Origin of the sequence: Psychromonas sp. MME2 (assembly GCF_040566515.1) — a bacterium.
Classification (GTDB): Bacteria; Pseudomonadota; Gammaproteobacteria; order Enterobacterales; family Psychromonadaceae; genus Psychromonas.
In genome coordinates this window covers 265,059-289,243 of the sequence record NZ_JBEWXI010000012.1, presented here as the reverse complement: position 1 = coordinate 289,243, position 24,185 = coordinate 265,059, and the positions used below count along the sequence as shown (strand labels likewise).

Annotated in this window: 9 protein-coding genes, 2 tRNA genes, 3 rRNA genes and 2 pseudogenes; 11 read left to right on the top strand and 5 right to left on the bottom strand. The window is 41.4% G+C overall.

Features of this window, described 5'->3' with window-relative positions; translation table 11 throughout:
* The first annotated feature begins 165 nt into the window (after positions 1–165).
* Positions 166–1,044, top strand: coding sequence for a transporter substrate-binding domain-containing protein (locus AB1A03_RS11690; protein WP_354624814.1), 879 nt, complete (start codon positions 166–168; stop codon positions 1,042–1,044).
* Positions 1,045–1,083: 39 nt separating this feature from the next.
* A complete protein-coding gene (locus AB1A03_RS11685; RefSeq protein ID WP_354624813.1) occupies positions 1,084–1,935 on the top strand; it encodes a transporter substrate-binding domain-containing protein in 852 nt (283 codons plus the stop codon).
* A gap of 6 nt (positions 1,936–1,941) precedes the next feature.
* On the opposite strand, the gene AB1A03_RS11680 is transcribed toward AB1A03_RS11685, so the two are convergent.
* Positions 1,942–3,456: a YifB family Mg chelatase-like AAA ATPase gene (locus AB1A03_RS11680; protein WP_354624812.1), complete on the bottom strand. Its 1,515-nt coding sequence runs from the start codon at positions 3,454–3,456 to the stop codon at positions 1,942–1,944.
* A gap of 241 nt (positions 3,457–3,697) precedes the next feature.
* Between AB1A03_RS11680 and ilvG the strand changes: the two genes are divergently transcribed.
* From ilvG to AB1A03_RS11660, 4 genes are all read left to right on the top strand, one after another.
* A complete protein-coding gene (ilvG, locus tag AB1A03_RS11675; protein ID WP_354624811.1) occupies positions 3,698–5,353 on the top strand; it encodes an acetolactate synthase 2 catalytic subunit in 1,656 nt (551 codons plus the stop codon).
* Positions 5,350–5,607: an acetolactate synthase 2 small subunit gene (gene ilvM / locus AB1A03_RS11670; RefSeq protein WP_354624810.1), complete on the top strand. Its 258-nt coding sequence runs from the start codon at positions 5,350–5,352 to the stop codon at positions 5,605–5,607. Before ilvG ends, ilvM begins: the two co-directional genes overlap by 4 nt.
* A gap of 99 nt (positions 5,608–5,706) precedes the next feature.
* Entirely contained in the window at positions 5,707–7,545 is a 1,839-nt protein-coding gene (ilvD, locus tag AB1A03_RS11665) for a dihydroxy-acid dehydratase (RefSeq protein WP_354624809.1), read from the top strand.
* Between the two features lie 106 nt (positions 7,546–7,651).
* A tRNA-Arg gene (locus tag AB1A03_RS11660) sits at positions 7,652–7,726 on the top strand.
* Between the two features lie 821 nt (positions 7,727–8,547).
* Here the strand turns inward: AB1A03_RS11660 and rrf are convergent.
* The 4 genes from rrf to AB1A03_RS11640 all read right to left on the bottom strand — a co-directional run bounded on the left by rrf (position 8,548) and on the right by AB1A03_RS11640 (position 13,900).
* Positions 8,548–8,664 (bottom strand): 5S ribosomal RNA (gene rrf, locus AB1A03_RS11655).
* A gap of 111 nt (positions 8,665–8,775) precedes the next feature.
* Positions 8,776–11,663 (bottom strand): 23S ribosomal RNA (locus AB1A03_RS11650).
* A gap of 518 nt (positions 11,664–12,181) precedes the next feature.
* A tRNA-Glu gene (locus AB1A03_RS11645) sits at positions 12,182–12,257 on the bottom strand.
* Between the two features lie 101 nt (positions 12,258–12,358).
* Positions 12,359–13,900 (bottom strand): 16S ribosomal RNA (locus AB1A03_RS11640).
* Together the 16S, 23S and 5S rRNA genes with 1 tRNA gene alongside form the textbook arrangement of a ribosomal RNA operon.
* Positions 13,901–14,551: 651 nt before the next feature.
* Here AB1A03_RS11640 and rapA point away from each other — a divergent pair.
* The 5 genes and pseudogenes from rapA (at position 14,552) to AB1A03_RS11615 (ending at position 24,035) form a co-directional block, all read left to right on the top strand.
* A pseudogene (gene rapA / locus AB1A03_RS11635) lies at positions 14,552–17,463 on the top strand (RNA polymerase-associated protein RapA).
* Between the two features lie 61 nt (positions 17,464–17,524).
* A complete protein-coding gene (locus tag AB1A03_RS11630) occupies positions 17,525–18,199 on the top strand; it encodes a pseudouridine synthase (protein WP_354624808.1) in 675 nt (224 codons plus the stop codon).
* A gap of 427 nt (positions 18,200–18,626) precedes the next feature.
* Positions 18,627–20,172: pseudogene (locus tag AB1A03_RS11625) on the top strand (Re/Si-specific NAD(P)(+) transhydrogenase subunit alpha).
* Positions 20,173–20,174: 2 nt separating this feature from the next.
* Complete coding sequence (pntB, locus tag AB1A03_RS11620; RefSeq protein ID WP_354624807.1) at positions 20,175–21,545, top strand: Re/Si-specific NAD(P)(+) transhydrogenase subunit beta; 1,371 nt, start codon at positions 20,175–20,177, stop codon at positions 21,543–21,545.
* Positions 21,546–21,911: 366 nt separating this feature from the next.
* Complete coding sequence (locus AB1A03_RS11615) at positions 21,912–24,035, top strand: sensor domain-containing protein (RefSeq protein ID WP_354624806.1); 2,124 nt, start codon at positions 21,912–21,914, stop codon at positions 24,033–24,035.
* Positions 24,036–24,185 lie beyond the last annotated feature (150 nt).

The window sequence follows — 24,185 nt, the reverse complement described above, 5'->3', positions numbered from 1 at the left end:
ATGCTAATTATAAAGGGGAGATATTTTTTGATATCTCCTTTTTTATGACATTTTATTATCCTAAAACCTTGTGATATAGCGTTACTTATTAGTATTTTTCCTTCATCTATATTCAATAAACAATCTATAGTTAAGTATCAGCACCAATAAATAAAAGGGGAAATAATGGTAAAATATCTGAGTTTTTTTCTACTACTGTATTGCTCTCTCAGTTCAGCACAGGTAAGCAAAATAAAAGTATGGGAAAGCCTTTATAATAACCCAGATAGACTTATGATGGATTATTTACAAAGAGCCTTACAGGTAACTATACCTGAGTATGGTGATTATGAATTAACTGCATCGGCTCAAATGGAGCAAGGGCGTTCATTAGTAGAGATAGCCAAATTAGAACATTCAAAACTGGATATCGCCGTTTTTGGATCTACGAAAGAACGAGAAGAAGTTGCTATCCCTATACGTATTCCTGGGCTAAGTGGACTGATGGGTTATCGTATATGCCTCATTAAAGAAGGTAATCAAACCATTTTTGATGGTATTAAAAATAAACATCAATTAATCGAAAAAAATATCACAATTGGACAACATCAAGATTGGCCTGACACCACTATTTTACGCGCTAATCATATTTCGGTGCAAACAACCCATAAAAAACAGTTACTTTTCCAACAATTAATTCGAGGACGTTTTGATTGCTTTAGTCGAGGAACTAGCGAAGTTTATGCTGAATATTTGAAATATAAAGAGCAAGGAATCATTATCGAAAAGAACTTGATGATCTACTATCCGCTGCCTTTATTTTTCTTTGTTAATAAGTCTCGCCCTGAGCTGGCAGCACGATTGCAATTAGGGCTACAACGATTAATTGAATCGGGTGAATTTGATAGTATGTTTGAGCAGGTATATGCACCTATAATCAAAGAGCTGAAACTCACTGAACGTACCGTTATTGATTTAAACAACCCGACGTTATCAGATGAAACAGTTGAAGCAATGCGCGAACCCACTCAAAGATTTAGAAATAAACATTTACTCCAGGATTAATATGCAAACTATTTATGCTATGGCGCAGGAGTATGAAAGATGAAACAAAAAAAGATATTCGTTTTAATTATGATGCTAATTTGCTCTGTTAGCCATGCAGGTATAACTAAAGTAGTCGTCTGGGAGCATACATTATACAAGCCCAATTTAATTAGCACTACGTTATTTCAGGCATTAGATATAACTAAAGCAGAGTATGGCGACTATGAAATAATATCATCGCACCCTATGCCGCAAGACAGAGCGCTTAAAGAAATTTCCAATGGAAAACTCGATGTCGGCCATTTTATTGCCACCGAAGAAAGAGAAAAAAATGCTCTCGTTATTCGTATTCCCATTATGCAAGGGTTACTCGGTTATCGTATCTGTTTAATCAAAGAGGGCAACCAGCATATATTTGATAACATCACTAACCAAGTAGAGTGGATTGAAAAAAACATCACGATTGGACAGCAAACCAACTGGCCCGATACTGAAATATTAAAAACGAATGGTTTTAACGTGGCAACTACCTTCAAGTATGAACTCCTCTTTCAGCAACTCGCTAAAGAACGCTTTACTTGTTTTGCCAGAGGTGCAAATGAAATAAATAGAGAATTTATTGAATATGATACGCTAGATTTAGCAATTGAAAAAAATATCGTTATTTATTATCCATTTCCACTATTCTATTTTGTTAATCCGCACAATAAAATGTTAGCAGAACGTTTAGAGTTAGGGCTCAACCGTTTACAGCAAAATGGAACTGCAAATAAATTATTTGAGCAAAATTTCAGCTATATTTTACATGAATTATCGCTCGACAAACGCCATATTTTAAAACTTAACAATCCAACGTTATCAACGGAAACCATCAATGCAATCAATCACTTTCCAATGCTAAAAAAATAAATGCCATTAATTAGCAACACTTTTTAACAAACGATCCATGGCTCTATAATTTAAAGATTCTAATAAATGTGCACGTTGGATATCTTCACTACCAGCGAGATCCGCAATTGACCTCGCTACTTTTAATATACTATGCCAAGATTGCACAGATAGCCCCATTTTATTAATTGCATTCTCTAAAAATTCAGCATCCTTAAAACTTAATTGACAAACATTAGCAATCGCCTGTGTAGTTAATCCATTATTAAGGCATTGTTGTCGTGATACTTGTATATGACGAGCCTGTTGCACTCTTGCTTTTACCTCTGCTGTCGTTTCACCTTTGTTTAATCCTCCAGCCTGTGATGCCGCTAACATCCCCTTTGGCAGTAGTGGCACCATTATTGATAATGCAAACCTATCTAAAAAAGGGCCCGATAAACGACCTAAATAGCGCAATATTTGATCCGGTGTACTGCGCCTCAACTCACCACTAATATGACCACAAGGGCTCGGATTCATCGCTGCTATTAATTGAAAATTTGCAGGAAATGTCACTTGATTGGCGGCACGAGAAATGGTCACTTTATTTGTTTCTAGGGGCTGACGCAAATTATCTAGTACACTTTTTGGAAATTCAGGTAATTCATCTAAGAACAAGACACCATTATGAGACAAGGATATTTCTCCGGGTTTCGGTTTTCCTCCTCCACCAACTAGCGCAACGGAAGAAGCACTGTGATGTGGCGAGCGAAAGGGAGGTAAATACCAATTATCACGTTGTTTACCGCATACAGAATATATAGATGCTGTCTGCAATGCTTGCGCCTCGTTCAACTCTGGTAATAATCCCATAAAACGTTCGGCCAACATGCTCTTACCAGTACCAGGAGGGCCAACTAATAGTAAATTGTGCCCGCCAACAGCTGCTATTTCTAACACCCGCTTAGCTTGCTCTTGACCTAAAACATCACAAAAATCTGCTTCCTTAGTGGTTTTAAGCGGCCTATTTGCCTGTGCTTTAGGTAACTCTTTTACACCTTGTAAAAAAGCACAAACGTCACTAAGCGTCTCTGCAACAAATGCCGTTACCCCCGTTAGGGCACTTTCATACTGATTTTGATTACAAACTATCAATTGACGGTGCTGGCTTTTAGCAGCTAGTGCACAGGGGATCATGCCATCGATTGCGCGTAGCTGCCCCGATAATGCAAGTTCGGCAAAACACTCAAAGTTATCTATTTTGCAATCCGTTAACTGTTCAGAGGCGATTAAAATAGCCAATGCAATAGCCAGATCAAAACGCCCCCCCTCTTTTGATAAATTAGCAGGGGCGAGGTTAACGGTAATGCGTTTATTTGGAAATTTAAAATTGCTATTAATAATGGCACTACGGACACGCTCTTTAGCCTCCTTAACCGATGTTTCAGGTAGCCCGACCAAAGAAAAACTAGGTAAGCCAGTCCCAAGGTGCACTTCCACCTGCACCTCTGGTGCATCAACACCAATTAATGCACGACAATACAATGAAGATAACGACATAAAATAACCATACTAAAAACATAAAAATTTAGTATAGTTTATTTTGGGTCATTGATTAAGTAAAAGGAAATTAATCAAGGACTAAGCGCGTTTTAGCAACAAATAAGAAATGTGACAAATATTGAATAAGCCACCGTATTTTGCTATAAAGACCCACTTTTTTAAGAATAAGTATCTATTAACTTGTCAAATATACAATTTAAACCAACGTCCAACCTTCACTAAATTCAGGAAGAAACTAATGAACGGTGCCAATTTCGTTGTACAAATATTAAAACAAAAACAGATCAAACAAGTCTTTGGCTATCCTGGCGGTGCCATAATGCCACTTTATGATGCGCTTTATGACGCAGAAATTGAGCATCTATTATGTCGACATGAACAAGGTGCTGCTATGGCAGCAATTGGTTATGCACGCGCAACTGGTAATGTAGGTGTATGTATTGCCACTTCTGGCCCGGGGGCAACAAACCTTATTACTGGCCTGGCAGACGCCCTACTTGACTCGATTCCTATTATTGCTATCACAGGGCAAGTTCATAGCCACTTAATTGGTACTGATGCCTTTCAAGAAATAGATGTATTAGGGCTTTCTTTAGCCTGTACCAAACACAGTTTTATGGTACAAAGTATTGATCAACTTTCCGATATTTTTGATCAAGCTTTTGAAATAGCTACAACAGGACGTCCAGGGCCTGTATTAATTGACCTCCCTAAAGATATTCAACTAGCCGATATCGTCGATTACGCTTTATTTAACAAACAAGAAAAGCAGCATAAAAAACACCCAATTGATCCTTTTTTAATCAAAAAATCGAGGGAGATGATCCGCTCAGCTAGTAAGCCTTTACTTTATATCGGTGGCGGCGTTGGTATGGCTGATGCGACTCAAGAACTGCGTAATTTCATTGCCTACACCTATATTCCGAGCGTCTGTACTTTGAAAGGAATTGGTGTTATCGCACATGACTCAGAATATTTCATGGGCATGGTCGGCATGCATGGTAGTAAAGCAGCTAATTTAGCCATCCAAGAATGTGATCTATTAATTGCTGTCGGGGCAAGATTTGATGATCGAGTAACGGGAAAGCTCGATGAATTTGCCAGTCATGCGGCAGTTATCCATATTGATATTGACGCCGCCGAAATTAATAAAATTCGTAAAGCCGATCTTGCCATTTGCGAGGATCTCAAGGAAATTTTACCCGCCCTTGAAGTTGAAACATTCATTAGTGCATGGCAAAAAAATATAGTCAGTATGAAGAATAAGTTTGCATTGAATTATAATCATCCAGGAGAACGGATATACGCACCAGCACTGCTCAATCAATTATCCAAATCAATGCCTAAGAACACGGTCATCTGCAGCGACGTTGGGCAGCATCAAATGTGGGTTGCACAACATATGTTTGTTAGCAACCCTAAAGATCATATTTCTAGTTCAGGATTAGGCACAATGGGCTTTGGCATTCCTGCTGCAGTAGGAGCAAAGCTAGCACGACCTGATGATACCGTGATTGCGGTTTCTGGTGACGGCTCATTTATGATGAATGTACAAGAACTTGGCACAATTAAACGCCAACAACTACCCATTAAGATAGTGCTTATTGATAACCAACGCTTAGGTATGGTACGACAATGGCAAAAATTATTTTTTGAGGGACGCTATAGTGAAACTATTTTAACCGACAATCCTAATTTTGTAACACTTGCGAGTGCTTTTGATATACCAGGAGAAACGATTGTTGCCAAAAGGGAGATACAATCCGCGTTAAAACGGCTATTAGAAAGTGAAGGTCCTTATCTACTTCATGTCTCTATTTCAGAAGAAGATAATGTCTGGCCGCTTGTTCCACCGGGTGCAGCAAATGATAAAATGATGGAGAGCTTATCGTGAAATATTTTTTAATTATTCAGGGTAATAATAGCCCTGAATTTCTAGAGCGCATATTAAGGATTTGTCGACACCGTGGTTTTACTGTGCAAAATTTAAATGCAGAGACAACACAAAACGAAGAATCACTACATATTACGATAACGGTTTGTAGTGAGCGGCCAATTAATCTATTAACGAAGCAGTTAGAAAAAACATTCGGTGTATCGCAAGTTGTCATATTAACACAAAATATAAAAATTCAGGCTAGCGCATAGGCTTGTTAAATGACTTCTTATCTGTTTAAATCAGTTAATAATAAATGAACAAATAACACGCATAAAGCGATGTTTATTATCAATACACAAGGAACTCAAATGCCACAATATCGCTCAAAAACCTCCACTCATGGACGCAATATGGCTGGTGCACGCGCTTTATGGCGTGCGACTGGCGTTAAAGATGATGATTTCGGTAAACCCATTATCGCGATTGCAAACTCATTCACCCAATTTGTTCCCGGCCACGTACATTTAAAAGATATGGGACAACTAGTAGCTGGTGCTGTTGAAGCTGCTGGTGGTATTGCTAAAGAGTTTAATACTATCGCTATTGATGATGGTATCGCAATGGGACACTCAGGAATGTTATATAGCCTTCCTTCTCGTGATCTTATTGCTGATTCAATCGAATATATGGTTAATGCCCATTGTGCCGATGCAATTGTCTGTATTTCTAACTGTGACAAAATAACGCCTGGAATGCTAATGGCTTCACTACGCCTTAATATTCCCGTTATTTTTGTTTCAGGTGGACCAATGGAAGCAGGTAAAACCAAGCTTTCAGATCAAATCATAAAACTTGACTTGGTTGATGCTATGGTGATGGGACCTGATAAGAATGTGTCCGACGAAGATCTTAATAAAGTTGAGCGCAGTGCTTGCCCGACATGTGGTTCATGCTCAGGTATGTTCACCGCAAACTCGATGAACTGTTTAACGGAAGCATTAGGGCTATCTTTACCAGGTAATGGTTCAATGCTTGCTACTCATGCAGATCGCGAACAACTATTTTTAGATGCAGGGCGTCATATTGTCGATATTACACGTCGCCACTATGAACAAGATGACTACTCTGTATTACCGCGCGCAATAGCAAGCAGACCAGCATTTGAGAATGCGATGGCACTCGATATTGCAATGGGTGGTTCAACCAATACCATTCTACATTTATTGGCCTGTGCACAGGAAGCAGAACTAGATTATACCGTCGCTGACATGGATGAAATGTCGCGCCGTATACCACAACTTTGTAAAGTCGCTCCTTCTACACCACTGTATCATATGGAAGATGTACACCGCGCGGGTGGTGTAATGGCTATCCTTGGTGAGTTAGATCGTGCAGGCTTATTGAACAGCGATATACCTACGATCATAAGCCCAACAATGAAAGAGCAATTGGCCAAATATGATATTATGCAAACGACAGATCAACAAATAATTGATTTTTATCGTGCAGGCCCTGCAGGTATTCGCACAACGCAAGCATTCAGTCAATCATGTCGTTGGGACACTGTGGATAACGATCGTGAAGCAGGTTGTATACGCTCAATCGACCATGCTTTTAGCCGCGAAGGTGGTCTCGCTGTATTATTTGGTAATATGGCTATTGATGGTGCCGTTGTCAAAACAGCTGGCGTTGATGATGACAATCTTACCTTTACAGGTCCAGCTAAAATATATGAAAGCCAGGATGATGCTGTTGCCGCAATTCTAGGTGGCGATGTAGTCGAAGGTGACGTCGTAGTTATACGCTATGAAGGCCCACAGGGTGGACCAGGCATGCAAGAAATGCTCTATCCAACCAGTTACTTAAAATCCATGGGGCTTGGTAAAAAATGTGCATTAATTACTGATGGACGTTTCTCTGGAGGAACATCGGGACTCTCTATCGGTCACGTTTCCCCGGAGGCAGCGGCAGGCGGTGTAATTGGTTTAATCGAAAATGGCGATATCATTGCTATAAATATCCCTACTCGTGATATTACGCTGCAAGTTTCTGAAGAACTCCTAGCAGAGCGTCGTATCAAAATGGATGCGCATGGCTGGAAACCACGAGATCGTCAACGTTACGTCTCAACAGCACTGAAAGTTTATGCATCGATGGCAACTTCTGCAGATAAAGGTGCGGTACGAGACTTAAGCAAAATTAAGTAAGTACGATAGTAAATCGCATATAATAAAGCCCGTTGATATCACTATCAACGGGCTTTTTAATTGTAATAATGTCATTACACCTATAAAATCAGCATATTATCATGATGTCCCCTTAGTTTAATGGATAAAACAAAAACCTCCTAAGTTTTAGATACAAGTTCGATTCTTGTAGGGGACACCAATTAATAATACGGAATAGTATTTCGCTACACTCGCCATAATGGAATGCCACACGTAACTACACTCTATATCCAATGTTCCAGTATTCATCGCAATCAAACGCCAGTAATAAAAAAAACAACCCTTAAAGACGGACTGGGGCTATCTTATTATTTATACCAATTCCGATAAGTATGTGATCTAGATTTTGCGCAGGAAAAACAGCTTAATTCAAGGCGTAATTTGACGTAAATGGTTATTCCCTTTGCGAAAATTACAACGCAGCAGTAAGTTGTTTTAACCAGTAAAATAGATCAGCTATTTATCGGAATTGGTATTATAGGCAAAGAAGGGCGCTGGCGGAACAGGGGTAGCAGTACTCACCCGCTCATGACAAGATGCTGTCGCATCATTCTGCCCTATCTATCACATGATTTGAATGCCACTGCGTAGATCTATTTTATAGCCAATATTCGAGTAGCTCATAAATAAACAGAAATACTTGAACGAGGTTCAAGGAAACAAGGAGCAACTAAGTACCATCAGCGCAGCTGCGTTTCACTTCTGAGTTCGGAATGGGAAGGAGAGCAAGGTCCATTAGTCCTTACTTGACGTTGATGGGCCACTTTTATCGTCTCTAAAAAGCAAAAAAGCCCTGATATTTCTATCAGGGCTTCTTCTAAATAGGTGTCTAGCAATGGAAAGTCGTCGCAGAGCACCGAAGCTCGTGACACATCGCTATCGCGATACTCGCCCTACTCTCGAGCAGGTCATCCTCGTCAGTACCCTAAAAAGAAAAAATCCCTGCTGACATCGTCAACAGGGATTTTTCGTTTATTAGGCGCTTGGCGATGACCTACTCTCACATGGGGAGACCCCACACTACCATCGGCGCAGCTGCGTTTCACTTCTGAGTTCGGAATGGGATCAGGTGGGACCACAGCGCTATAACTAGCCAAGCTAAAAAGTTAATTAGAAAAGCTGTCTATTATTCTTTAATCTTGCAAGTTGTAAAATATATTGTCGCAAACGTACTTTTTCTTGGTTACATCAACACGTCTTAGGTGTTGTATGGTTAAGCCTCACGGGTAATTAGTACAAGTTAGCTCAATACGTTACCGCACTTACACACCTTGCCTATCAACGTTGTAGTCTCCAACGGCCCTTTAGGGGACTTAAAGTCCCAGTGAGAACTCATCTTGAGGCTCGCTTCCCGCTTAGATGCTTTCAGCGGTTATCGATTCCGAACGTAGCTACTGGGCAATGCCATTGGCATGACAACCCAAACACCAGCGGTTCGTCCACTCCGGTCCTCTCGTACTAGGAGCAGCTCCTCTCAATTCTCAAACGCCCACGGCAGATAGGGACCGAACTGTCTCACGACGTTCTAAACCCAGCTCGCGTACCACTTTAAATGGCGAACAGCCATACCCTTGGGACCGACTTCAGCCCCAGGATGTGATGAGCCGACATCGAGGTGCCAAACACCGCCGTCGATATGAACTCTTGGGCGGTATCAGCCTGTTATCCCCGGAGTACCTTTTATCCGTTGAGCGATGGCCCTTCCATTCAGAACCACCGGATCACTATGACCTACTTTCGTACCTGCTCGACGTGTCTGTCTCGCAGTTAAGCTGGCTTATACCATTGTACTAACCTCACGATGTCCGACCGTGATTAGCCAACCTTCGTACTCCTCCGTTACTCTTTGGGAGGAGACCGCCCCAGTCAAACTACCCACCAAACAATGTCCCAAACCCCGATTCAGGGGCCATGGTTAGAACTCAAAACATACAAGGGTGGTATTTCAAGGTTGGCTCCACGTCATCTGGCGACAACGCTTCATAGCCTCCCACCTATCCTACACATGTAGGCTCTAAGTTCACTGCTAAGCTGTAGTAAAGGTTCACGGGGTCTTTCCGTCTAGCCGCGGGTACACTGCATCTTCACAGCGATTTCAACTTCACTGAGTCTCGGGTGGAGACAGCATGGCCATCATTACGCCATTCGTGCAGGTCGGAACTTACCCGACAAGGAATTTCGCTACCTTAGGACCGTTATAGTTACGGCCGCCGTTTACCGGGGCTTCGATCAAGAGCTTCGACCTAAGTCTAACCCCATCAATTAACCTTCCGGCACCGGGCAGGCGTCACACCGTATACGTCATCTTGCGATTTAGCACAGTGCTGTGTTTTTAATAAACAGTTGCAGCCATCTGGTATCTTCGGCCGCCAATAGCTCCATCCGCAAGGGACTTCACCGTCAGCGGCGTACCTTCTCCCGAAGTTACGGTACCATTTTGCCTAGTTCCTTCACCCGAGTTCTCTCAAGCGCCTTGGTATTCTCTACCTGACCACCTGTGTCGGTTGGGGTACAATCCTTATATTTCTGAAGCTTAGAGACTTTTCCTGGAAGCATGGCATCAATGACTTCATCACCTTAGTGACTCGACATCGTATCTCAGTGTTAAGAAAACCCGGATTTACCTAAGTCTTCCACCTACATACTTGAACCTGGACAACCATCGCCAGGCCCACCTAGCCTTCTCCGTCCTCCCATCGCAAAATATAAGGGTACGGGAATATTAACCCGTTTCCCATCGACTACGCCTTTCGGCCTCGCCTTAGGGGTCGACTCACCCTGCCCCGATTAACGTTGGACAGGAACCCTTGGTCTTCCGGCGGGGAGGTTTTTCACCCCCCTTATCGTTACTCATGTCAACATTCGCACTTCTGATACCTCCAGGATGCCTTACAGCTTTCCCTTCGACGGCTTACAGAACGCTCCTCTACCATGCCTATAAATAAGCATCCGCAGCTTCGGTGATATGTTTAGCCCCGTTAAATCTTCCGCGCAGGCCGACTCGACTAGTGAGCTATTACGCTTTCTTTAAAAGATGGCTGCTTCTAAGCCAACTTCCTAGCTGTCTAAGCCTTCCCACATCGTTTCCCACTTAACATATACTTTGGGACCTTAGCTGGCGGTCTGGGTTGTTTCCCTTTCCACGACGGACGTTAGCACCCGCCGTGTGTCTCCCGTGATTGCACTTGTTGGTATTCGGAGTTTGCATGGGGTTGGTAAGTCGGGATGACCCCCTAGCCCAAACAGTGCTCTACCCCCAACAGTGATACACGAGGCGCTACCTAAATAGCTTTCGAGGAGAACCAGCTATCTCTTGGTTTGATTGGCCTTTCACCCCCAGCCACAAGTCATCCCCTAATTTTTCAACATTAGTGGGTTCGGTCCTCCAGTTGATGTTACTCAACCTTCAACCTGCTCATGGCTAGATCACCAAGTTTCGGGTCTAATCCCAGCAACTATTCGCCCAGTTAAGACTCGGTTTCCCTACGGCTCCCCTATACGGTTAACCTTGCTACTGAAATTAAGTCGTTGACCCATTATACAAAAGGTACGCAGTCACCGAACTAAGTCGGCTCCTACTGCTTGTACGTACACGGTTTCAGGTTCTATTTCACTCCCCTCACAGGGGTTCTTTTCGCCTTTCCCTCACGGTACTGGTTCACTATCGGTCAATTAGGAGTATTTAGCCTTGGAGGATGGTCCCCCCATATTCAAACAGGATTTCTCGTGTCCCGTCTTACTCGTTTTCACTGTAAAGAAGTTGTCATATACGGGACTATCACCCTGTATCGTCGGACTTTCCAGACCATTCTACTAACTTCTAAACAGCTTAAGGGCTGTTCCAATTTCGCTCGCCGCTACTTTCGGAATCTCGGTTGATTTCTTTTCCTAAGGGTACTTAGATGTTTCAGTTCCCCTCGTTCGCTTCGTTAAGCTATGTATTCACTTAACGATGACACTAAGTGCCGGGTTGCCCCATTCGGAAATTCCAGGATATAACGCTTGTTATCAACTCCCCTGGACTTATCGCAGATTACCACGTCCTTCATCGCCTCTAATTGCCTAGGCATCCACCGTGCACGCTTATTCACTTAACCATACAACACCTAAAAAGTGTCACGCAGTGACGCGTTTTAGGTGTTGTTCCCAACAAGAGATTGACGTCTTTTTGTCAATGTCTGAGTGGGCAACACCATTTGGCATCACTACTTAATACTGATTTTTGTTTTGTATGTCGTTTCCAAGACGCTTGCGATTTCTCATATTTTACAATACAAAAAACAACATTCGTTTTTCGTGCACCTATCAATCATATGATTGAGTAGATACGTACTGTTCACATTTCACTACGTGAAAAATGAACTTTTTATTTTTGCTTGATTACAATAACTAGAATAAATTCTAATCATTGAGAACAATTTCGTTTCGTTTAAACATATTGATATTAATATCGATACGTTCAAACAGAACTTTATCAGCTTTCCTAATTGTTAAAGAGCAGTGTTAAAAAACACTTTATAAGCATTGTTGCTTATAAAGTACTTTTCACTTAAAACGTAAACTTAGTTCCTACCAAAGGATGGTTAAAAAAGATCACCTATCTTTTTTATCGTATTGGTATCCCCAAGGGGATTTGAACCCCTGTTACCGCCGTGAAAGGGCGGTGTCCTAGGCCTCTAGACGATGGGGACATAGAACTTCTGCACTTCTTCAGTCTAATCAAACAATCTGTGTAGGTACTCATTGTTACTTGCGCTAATGCACCTAAGTACAAAAGATGTGTCTCGATACGTAAGGAGGTGATCCAGCCCCAGGTTCCCCTAGGGCTACCTTGTTACGACTTCACCCCAGTCATGAACCACACCGTGGTCATCGCCATCCCGAAGGTTAAGCTAATGACTTCTGGTGCAGCCCACTCCCATGGTGTGACGGGCGGTGTGTACAAGGCCCGGGAACGTATTCACCGTGGCATTCTGATCCACGATTACTAGCGATTCCAACTTCACGGAGTCGAGTTGCAGACTCCGATCCGGACTACGACAAACTTTATGAGATTCGCATACCCTCGCAGGTTAGCAACCCTTTGTATTTGCCATTGTAGCACGTGTGTAGCCCATCCCGTAAGGGCCATGATGACTTGACGTCGTCCCCACCTTCCTCCGGTTTATCACCGGCAGTCTCCCTAGAGTTCCCGGCTTGACCCGCTGGCAAATAAGGATAGGGGTTGCGCTCGTTGCGGGACTTAACCCAACATTTCACAACACGAGCTGACGACAGCCATGCAGCACCTGTCTCAGAGCTCCCGAAGGCACTCATCAATCTCTTGGTGATTCTCTGGATGTCAAGGGATGGTAAGGTTCTTCGCGTTGCATCGAATTAAACCACATGCTCCACCGCTTGTGCGGGCCCCGTCAATTCATTTGAGTTTTAACCTTGCGGCCGTACTCCCCAGGCGGTCTATTTAATGCGTTAGCTTTGAAACCCACGGCATATAGCCACAAACTTCTAATAGACATCGTTTACTGCGTGGACTACCGGGTATCTAATCCCGTTTGCTCCCCACGCCTTCGCGCCTCAGTGTCAGTCTCTGTCCAGGTGGCCGCCTTCGCCACTGGTATTCCTTCAGATCTCTACGCATTTCACCGCTACACCTGAAATTCTACCACCCTCTACAAAACTCTAGTTAACCAGTTTCAAATGCAGTTCCAAGGTTGAGCCCTGGGCTTTCACATCTGACTTAATTAACCACCTACGCGCGCTTTACGCCCAGTAATTCCGATTAACGCTCGCACCCTCCGTATTACCGCGGCTGCTGGCACGGAGTTAGCCGGTGCTTCTTCTGCGAGTAACGTCACAGATACAGGGTATTAACCTGCACCCTTTCCTCCTCGCTGAAAGTGCTTTACAACCCGAAAGCCTTCTTCACACACGCGGCATGGCTGCATCAGGGTTTCCCCCATTGTGCAATATTCCCCACTGCTGCCTCCCGTAGGAGTCTGGACCGTGTCTCAGTTCCAGTGTGGCTGGTCATCCTCTAAGACCAGCTAGGGATCGTCGCCTTGGTAGGCCTTTACCCTACCAACTAGCTAATCCCACTTGGGCTCATCTTGTCGCGATAGCTTATAAATAGAGGCCACCTTTGGTCAAAAGACATTATGCGGTATTAGCAGTCGTTTCCAACTGTTGTCCCCACAACAAGGTAAATTCCCAAGCATTACTCACCCGTCCGCCACTCGTCAGCAAAATAGCAAGCTATTCTCTGTTACCGTTCGACTTGCATGTGTTAAGCCTGCCGCCAGCGTTCAATCTGAGCCATCATCAAACTCTTCAATTTAAAGTTTAATTAGGTTATTTTCTACGAAGTAGAATTTAACCAAGCTCAATATTACTGACTAAAACTAAGTACCGAAGTACTTGTTATTCTGAATTAATCACCAAATATAAATATTTGGCCTGTTAATCATTGAAAGATAAATCTTTCAATGTAAATGAATTAATTCGTGTGTCACTTCTATTGATGTTACCTAAACAAGTTAGGTGTAACTTTCTGCAAGCAGAAGCGTTACTTTTTGATTATTTGAAATCACATCAACAATAAGTGCCCACACAGATTGTTTGATTAAATTGTTAAAGAGCTGCCTTGCGGCGAGGTGCGTATATTACGCGCCTTTCGAACAATGTCAACGTCTTATTTTACATTTCTTACGAAGCGATAAATGCGTTTGTTTTATTCTCAAACCGGCGGCTAACTTGCGTTACGCCCCGTGTCTGTGGATGCGCATTATAGGGATTCAGATCACATTGGCAAGCATTTATTAACAACACTTAACTGATTGCTTATTTTACAACCAACGTACTAATTTCTTTCATTTATATGCTAATTTTAAATTATGGTTAAATTCATAGTTTTATGATTAGCATCTAGCCATGTGATTTAGGTAACATATACTCTTTTATTTTCCCGTATTTTTTTGAGTGGTATTTTATGACATTTTCTTTAGGCCAGCGTTGGATTAGTGATGCAGAATCAGAATTAGGCTTAGGCACTATAGTATCCATTGAAGGTCGTATGTTAACCTTACTTTTTGCAGCTTCTGGCGAATCAGCGCCTTTATTCACGTGAAGAAGCTCCCATCACACGTGTCCGCTTTAATGTTGGTGACGAAATTCTTAGTCATCAGGAATGGAAGTTACTAGTAAAAGAAATTAGCGAAATTGATAACTTAATCACCTATCACGGGATTCGTATCGATACTAATGAAGAATGCCAATTAAAAGAAACTTTTTTAAACAACTTTATTAAGTTTAATAAACCACAAGATAAAATGTTTGCAGGACAAATCGACAAATTTGAACGTTTTGTTTTACGTTATAAAGCACTGTCCCACCAACATCAACAACAAAAATCTAAATTACGAGGTTTACTCGGCGCCCGAGTCGATTCTATTCCCCATCAATTTTATATTGCAGAAGAAGTCGGTAAACGTCACGCACCTCGTATTTTATTAGCCGATGAAGTGGGGTTGGGAAAACGATTGAAGCAGGATTAATTCTGCATCAACAATTAATTACAGGCAGAGCTAAGCGAGTACTCATCGTATTACCAGAAAATTTGCAACATCAATGGTTAGTTGAAATGGTGCGCCGCTTTAATTTACATTTTAGTATCTTCGATGATGCTCGTTGTAATGAAGCCTACCTAGATGCAATCAACCCATTTGAAACTGAACAATTAGTGTTATGTAGTATTAAATTATTATGTAAAAAACAACATTTTGAACATGCCTTAGAGGCTGATTGGGATTTACTTATTGTTGATGAGGCACACCATTTAGCTTGGGATAAAGAGAAACCAAGTCGCGAATATCAAGTTGTGGAAGCCTTAGCAAAGGATATTCCAGGTGTTCTACTACTGACAGCAACGCCTGATCAATTAGGACATGAAAGCCACTTTGCACGTTTGCGCTTGCTCGACCCTAATCGCTTTTTCGATTATCAAACCTTCGTTAACGAGGAGGCTAGCTATAAACCTGTCGTAACAGCGGTAAATCAATTACTTGATAAACAACAATTATCTGATGAAGCTAAAAACACCATTACTGAGCTTTTAAGTGAACAAGACATACAACCATTATTAAAAATCATTGGCGATTATCGATTGATGCGGATCAGCGACAACTTGCGCAGCATGAGTTGATCCGCAATTTACTAGATAGACATGGTACTGGACGCTTGCTTTTCCGAAATACCCGTACGGCTATTCAAGGTTTTCCCAAGCGTTGTTTAAAATCTGTTGCCATGCCTTTACCGGAACAGTATAAAACGGCAATTAAAGTGTCAAAAATGATGCCATCGGGTACGCTTGAACAACAAGCATTTAATGCGCTTTACCCCGAGCAAATTTACCAATCCTTTGAAGGTTCAAAAAGTAACTCTTGGTGTGCATTTGATCCACGTATCAGTTGGCTTATTGACCTCGTATTACAATTAAAAGATCAAAAGATATTAATTATCGCCGCACAAGCTGAAACAGCTCTAGCGATTGAAGAAGCGCTACGTACACGTGAAGCAATTAAAGTTGCGGTTTTTCATGAGGGATTATCGCTGATCGAGCGAGATAAAGCTGCCGCCTACTTTGCCGATGGGGAATACGGTGCCCAAGTGATGGTCTGTTCTGAAATTGGTTCTGAAGGTCGTAACTTTCAATTCGCACATCATCTTGTGCTATTTGATCTACCTATTAATCCGGATCTATTAGAGCAACGTATAGGCCGTTTAGATCGCATCGGGCAGCGTTGTGACATTCAAATCTATACACCTTATCTAAAAGATACCGCGCAACAATTTCTACAATCTTGGTATGAGCAGGGGTTATCAGCTTTTACACAGACGGCCCCAACGGGTCATACTATTTATGAAGCCGTTAAAACGGAGTTACTAGCACTATTAGCATCGGGTAACAATGATAACAATGAATTTAATAAATTAATTCAACATACGCGACAGCTTAATGAAGCACTGAAACTTCAGCTAGAACAAGGCCGAGATAGACTATTGGAAATAAATTCAAGTGGCGTGCTACAACCAAGTGATTTACTCGATGACCTGATTGAGGTCGATCAAAAACCCGATTTCACTCAATTCGCGTTGCAATTGTTTGATGTGATAGGAATACAACAAGAAGACCAAAGCGCACATTGTATCGTACTTAAACCGACAGGGCACATGTTGACCTCTGATTTCCCGGGATTACCAGAAGATGGTATTACGGTTACTTTTAATCGCCAAACAGCATTAAGCCGTGATGACGTCCAGTATTTAACTTGGGAGCATCCAATGATAACCGCAGGTATGGAAATGATTCTAAGCGCGGATACTGGCACAACATCCGTTGCAATTTTGAAAAATAACTCATTACCACCCGCTTCCACGTTTTTGGAATTAATTTATGTCGTTGAAGCATTAAATACCGATAATGCACAGCTAAGTCGTTTCTTGCCGACAACGCCAATTCGTCTTTTGGTAGATAAAAATGGCAAAAATTTAGGCGAAAGTGTGACATTTTCAAGCTTTGATCGTCAATTGACTCCTATTAATCGACATATAAGCCGTAAGATTGTAAATACCTCACAGACATTAATACATCAACTTATTAAAGAGTCGTTACCTAGCGCTCAGACTTTGATGAATGATATCTTAGTTGATGCTCGCCAAAATATGCAGCAGACGTTGCAACAAGAACGTAGTCGTTTACAAGCTCTGCAAGCGATTAATGCCAATATTCGTGAAGAAGAGATCCAATATCTACGCGATCAACAGACAAATTTTGAGCAGATTCTAAATCAAACACAGTTGAAGTTAGACGCTATCCGCTTTATCGTCTCAACACCATCATAAAATGTTGTGTGCTGACAGCGAATGCTGTCAGCTTTAACTTAATTCATTAATAAGAAATACTATGCCCAATTTTGTTTACTACCCACCGCAAGCCCCCTATTTGGATATTCTTTATCAAGATGAAGATATTGTTGTATTAAATAAACCCTATGGGTTGTTAAGTGTACCTGGCAGAGAGAAAAAACATCGCGATAGTATCGCACTGCGTATTTTAAGAATATGGCCGAACGCTTGCGTTGTACATCGTCTCGATTTGGCAACCTCAGGTATTCTTATTTTAGCCATGCGTAAATCTGCTCAAAGCCATATTGGACGACAATTTCAACAGAAAATAATAGCAAAAACTTACTATGCTTGCGTTGAAGGCGTTATGAAAGAAGATTCAGGGTTGATTGACCTCCCTTTACGCTGTGATTGGGAAAATAGACCACGACAAATTGTTGACTTTGAACAGGGAAAAAGTTCACAAACACAATGGCAAGTTGTTGCACGAGGCAAACAAACAACGCTCGTCTGCTTAACACCATTGACAGGCCGAACCCATCAATTACGCGTGCACATGCAAGCGATAGGTCATGCCATTATTGGAGACGATTTTTATGCAAGCCCATTGGGCATTAATTTATCTCCAAATAGACTTGCTCTGCATGCAGCAAGTATTACATTGACTCATCCTACTAGCGAAGAAAAAATCACCTTCGATTGCCCACCACCGTTTACGGAATTAGTAAAATAGGCGAGCTCTATTAATCGCATAGGAATAAACATAGGTGAACAGAATAAATTAATTACCCAAAAATTGTTTTTTTGCATATTATTAACTTGATATAGCGATTTGCTATATCAAGTAACGATTTTATTGCAAAAAACTTCTATATAAGTGTTCAAAATAGTAGCCGTAAAGGTATAAATTCTCTAATATTCAGCGCTGGTTTTTTATAACAATAAATAATCACTGATTTTCAAGGAATGGCTATTTTGTCGTTCAGAAAATGACAAAATAACACCAAGGTGTAGGGACACCGACAAAGGCTGACAAAGGTATTAAAATAAATAAATACAAAGACGTATAAATAGATGATGAATATGATCCAGATTATTTTTCCCTTTTTATTGTACGTAAAATCGACTATTCATAATAACAAGTGATCATGGACTTAACTATGCAAATAGGTATACCTAAAGAGATCCAAAGAAAATGAAAACCGCGTTGCAGCGACTCCTAAAACAGTGGAGTTACTGATCAAACAAGGTTTTAACTTTCTTGTAGAAAAAAACGCCGGAGCAGCTGCTAGCTTTTCCGATCAAGCTTACCAAGATTCTGGTGCTGAAATCGGCACTGATACCGATTTAGTATGGCAATCCGATATTATCTTTAAAGTTAATGCGCCGACGGACAGTGAAATTGCAAAAATGAAAGAAGGGGCAACGCTCGTTAGTTTCATTTGGCCTGCACAAAACCCTACATTATTAACCAAGCTAGAAGCTAAAAAAATTAGCGTAATAGCAATGGACAGTGTGCCTCGAACATCTCGCGCTCAAGCTCTTGATGCCTTAAGTTCTATGGCAAATATCGCAGGTTACCGTGCGGTAATTGAAGCTGCAAATCAATTTGGTCGATTTTTTACAGGGCAAATTACAGCTGCTGGTAAAGTGCCACCAGCCAAGGTGTTAATTATTGGCGCAGGTGTTGCGGGACTGGCTGCTTTAGGTGCAGCGGGAAGTTTAGGTGCAATTGTACGCGCATTTGATACCCGTCCAGAAGTTAAGAGCGAAGTTGAAAGTATGGGTGCGGAGTTCCTCGAAGTTGATTATACCGAAGAGGTAGAAGTTAGCAGCACAGGTTACGCAAAAACCATGTCGGAAGGTTATCAACAAGCACAAGCATTGATGATGGCTGAACAAGCAAAAGATGTTGATATTATTATTACCACCGCGCTTATTCCCGGTAAACCAGCCCCACTACTGATAACTGAAGAGATGATTGCTTCAATGAAACCTGGTAGTGTTATTGTTGATTTAGCAGCACAAGCTGGAGGCAATGCCGCACTTACGGTTAAAGATGAAATATTCCAAACCGAAAATGGTGTGAAAATAATTGGTTACACCGATTTACCAAGTCGTCTACCAACTCAATCAAGTCAACTATATGCAACTAATTTAGTTAACTTAATGAAGCTACTTTGTAAAAATAAAGATGGTCAAATTGACATTGACTTTGAGGATGAAGTACTACGTGGCGCTACTGTCGTTAAAGATGGTGAAATTTCTTGGCCACCACCAGCAATCAGTGTTAGTGCCGCGCCAGCAGCCAAACCAGTAGAAACAAAAGAAACTGTGGTTGTTGAAGAAAAAGCACCAAACAAGTGGATTAAACCAGTTGCCGCAATTGTCGTTGCAGGTCTCTTTGGATGGCTTGCAGATGCTGCGCCAACAGACTTTTTAGCACATTTCACTGTGTTCATATTAGCCTGTATCGTGGGTTACGGGGTTGTTTGGAATGTAGCTCATTCTCTACATACTCCACTAATGAGTGTAACTAACGCTATCAGTGGCATCATTATCATCGGTGCACTACTGCAAGTAGGTAGTGATAACGCGGTGGTCACCATTCTCTCTACGATTGCAATATTAATCGCAACCATCAACATAGTGGGCGGTTTTACTGTCACGCACCGTATGTTGAAAATGTTCCAGAAGGATAAATAATCATGTCTCAAGGATTAATTACAGCGGCTTATATTGTTGCAGCTATTCTCTTTATCGGCAGTCTTAACGGCTTAAGTAGCCAAGAAAGTGCCAAACGTGGCAACCTGTTTGGTATTATCGGTATGATAATCGCAATTTTTGCGACTATCGCCAGTGCACAGGTTTCTGGGTTAGGTTATATCACCGTGGCAATGGCGGTTGGTGCAGGTGTTGGTGTTCGTTTAGCGTTAAAAGTTGAAATGACTTCAATGCCTGAATTAATTGCCGTTTTACACAGCTTTGTAGGCCTTGCAGCCGCCTTTATCGGCTTTAATTCATACCTTGACCATGGCGTGTTGTTAGGGGTTGAAAAAACGATTCACGATGTAGAAATATTCCTCGGTATATTTATTGGTGCAGTTACCTTCACAGGTTCGATTGTTGCTTATGGCAAATTAAGCGGAAAAATCAACAGTGCCGCATTATCATTACCAGGTAAAAACTGGATCAACATCGTTGCCGTTGCAGCATCGGCATTCTTACTAGTTGCCTTTGTCAGTGGTGATTTGGGTCTATCGGCTCTGATTATTATGACACTTATTGCATTAGCTTTCGGATGGCACTTAGTGGCATCAATCGGTGGTGCTGATATGCCAGTTGTTGTTTCCATGCTTAACTCCTATTCTGGTTGGGCTGCTGCTGCAACAGGTTTCATGCTCGCAAATGACCTATTAATCATTACTGGTGCATTAGTTGGTTCAAGTGGTGCAATCCTCTCTTACATTATGTGTAAAGCAATGAACCGCTCTTTTATCAGCGTGATTTTAGGCGGCTTTGGTAATGAAGAGTTTAGCCAAGAAGATCAAGAGTATGGTGAGCATACAGAAGCGAGTGCTCAGGATGTCGCTGAAATGTTAAATGCAGCTAAAAACATCATTATCGTACCGGGTTATGGTATGGCGGTGGCACAAGCACAGTATCCAGTTGCAGATTTAACCAAACGTTTACGTGCTAAAGGCAAAAACGTACGTTTTGGTATTCACCCAGTTGCAGGGCGTTTACCTGGCCACATGAATGTATTATTAGCTGAATCTAAAGTGCCTTACGATATTGTATTAGAGATGGATGAAATCAATGAAGATTTTCCTGAGACTGATGTTGTATTGGTCATTGGTGCAAATGATACCGTCAACCCTGCTGCGAATGAGCCTGGTACACCAATTTCTGGTATGCCTGTATTGCATGTTTGGGAAGCTGAAAAAGTGATCGTATTTAAACGTTCAATGGGTGCGGGCTATGCTGGCGTACAAAATCCACTGTTCTTTAAAGAGAATTCAGATATGCTATTAGGCGATGCGAAATCATCGGTTGATGCGATACTTTCAGCTCTTTAATTACTTTGTTTCCATAAGCAATAAACAAGCTTAGAAAACATCGAGGCAGGTAGATTCAATCTACCTGCCTTTTTTATTTCTCTTGATAAGAGAAAACTCGCCTTACCCATTTTATTCCCCCTTTACAAAAACAGCCTATTACACTTTATTAAATAAAAATAACTTTATTAACTCAACTTGAAACTCTAGTTACTCCTTCCTATAGTTAAAGAGTCTTTGGATAGTAAAAATGGATCTTAACAGCCTAATAATTTCAAGTACGAGCGAATAGATTAACTGTAATTATTATCCTTAGCATAGCAAACAGTGATAACTAAATTATTACGCTATATTTTGCTTTCAGCCTTTAACAAGGAAGTGTATTAAATGGTCTCGAATAAGAGCAATCCGACAGCGTCTTTAGCTTCTTTTGAGGTAAAGTCCCCCACTCTTGAAATGTATTTAGATGCAGTTTTCAATAATGCAGGCGATCCTATATTCGTAAAAGATGAACACTCCAGATTACTGCTTGTTAATGACGCCTTTTGCAATATATTTAAATTACCGAGAGAGCAAATAATCGGAAAAACACTCGCTGAAAAAGTACCAGCAAACGAGCTAGAACATTTTTTATCTATCGATAGACAAGTGATGGAAACAGGAGAAGAGTGCTTATGCGAAGAAACAATAACAACTGCAGGGCAAAAAACTAAAACGATACTGACTAGAAAAAATCGATTTGTAGATCCCAAAGGTAGCTATTTTTTAGTCGGTGTCATACATGACATTAGTGCACGTAAACAAGTCGAAGAAAAATTAAAACTGGCTGCAAGCGTCTTCTCCCACGCTCGAGAAGAAATTGCTATCACCGACAATTACGCTACGATTATCGAAATTAATGACGCCTTTACAGATAACACGGGATATAGCCGTGAAGAAGCGATTGGTCAAAATCCTCGTATATTAAAATCAGGCCGACAATCCCCCGATTTCTATCGTAATATGTGGAAGTCGCTACGCAAGAAAGGGCATTGGTCAGGTGAAATGTGGAATAAGCGCAAAAATGGTGAAGTATATGCGGTAATGAAAACCATCAGTGCTATATATGATAAGCAAGGAAACACGACCCATTATGTCTCCGTAGGTAGTGATATCACCACCTTAAAAAAGCATCAAGAGCAATTAGAGCACGTTGCTCAGTATGACACACTCACTAACCTGCCAAATCGTTCATTACTTACCGACAGGTTAATTCAATCTATGCTGCAGTGTAGCCGCCACAATAAATCACTTGCAGTTGTCTTTTTAGATTTAGATGGTTTTAAAGCGGTCAATGATAACTATGGGCATGATGTGGGGGATGCACTGCTGATTGCACTGTCTAAGCGAATGCAACAATCATTGCGTGAAGGAGATAGCTTAGCACGCATTGGTGGAGATGAGTTTGTTGCTGTACTTGCTGACTTAGTTAAAGTTGAAGATTGTGAACCGGTTCTGGAAAGGTTGCTATTAGCTTCGTCGGAACCCATTACTGTCAATGATGTCATACTCAATGTATCGGCCAGTCTTGGCGTGACTATTTACCCGCAGGATAATGTCGATGCAGAGCAACTTATTCGTCATGCCGATCAAGCAATGTATATGGCCAAAGCTTTAGGCAAGAATCGTTATCACCTGTTTGATACGACTCAAGATGATGCAGTAAAAATGCAACGAGCATCCTTAGAGGCTATTCGCGGCGCATTAGATAACCATCAATTTATACTCCATTATCAACCTAAAGTTAATATGAAAACGGGGGCTGTTATCGGTGTTGAAGCACTCATCCGCTGGCAACACCCAACACGAGGACTACTCAGCCCAATTGAATTTTTGCCCGCCATTGAAAATAACCCGATGAATATAGAGATGGGCGAATGGGTGATTGATAAAGTATTAACCCAAATAAGTCTGTGGCAAAAAATGGGGCTAAATTTTACCGTTAGTACCAGTATCAACATTGCAGCGGTACAATTACAGCGCTCTGATTTTGTTAATAGACTCGCTTCATTGTTAGCGGCCCATCCCGATGTAGAGCCTTGCTATTTAGAGTTAGAAGTTTTAGAAACCAGTGCCTTGAATGATTTACATCATGTATCCGAAATAATGAATGCCTGTATCGCACTGGGGGTGAATTTTGCTTTAGATGATTTTGGCACTGGGTACTCATCTTTAACTTACCTGAGGCGACTCCCCACTAAATTAATTAAAATCGACCAGAGCTTTGTCCGAGATATGTTAGATGATGCCGATGATTTAGCCATTGTTGAAGGGGTAATCGCCTTAGCGAAGTCCTTCAAACGGGAGGTGATTGCTGAAGGTGTTGAAACTATAGAGCATGGTACAACCCTATTGCGATTAGGATGTGAATTAGCACAAGGTTACGGCATAGCCAGACCAATGCCAGCAAGCGATATTCCCGCATGGATTAACAACTGGAAAGCAGATCTTAATTGGCAAAGCAAAAAATAAATTTAACAACTGATCTACCTCCATACAAAACGTACACTATTCTGTTGCAATTAATTAGAGGAAGCCATTAATGTAAATGGTTATTGCCTTTACGAAAATTACAACATAAAGTAAGTTATTTTAACCAGCAAAATAGATCAGCTATTTACT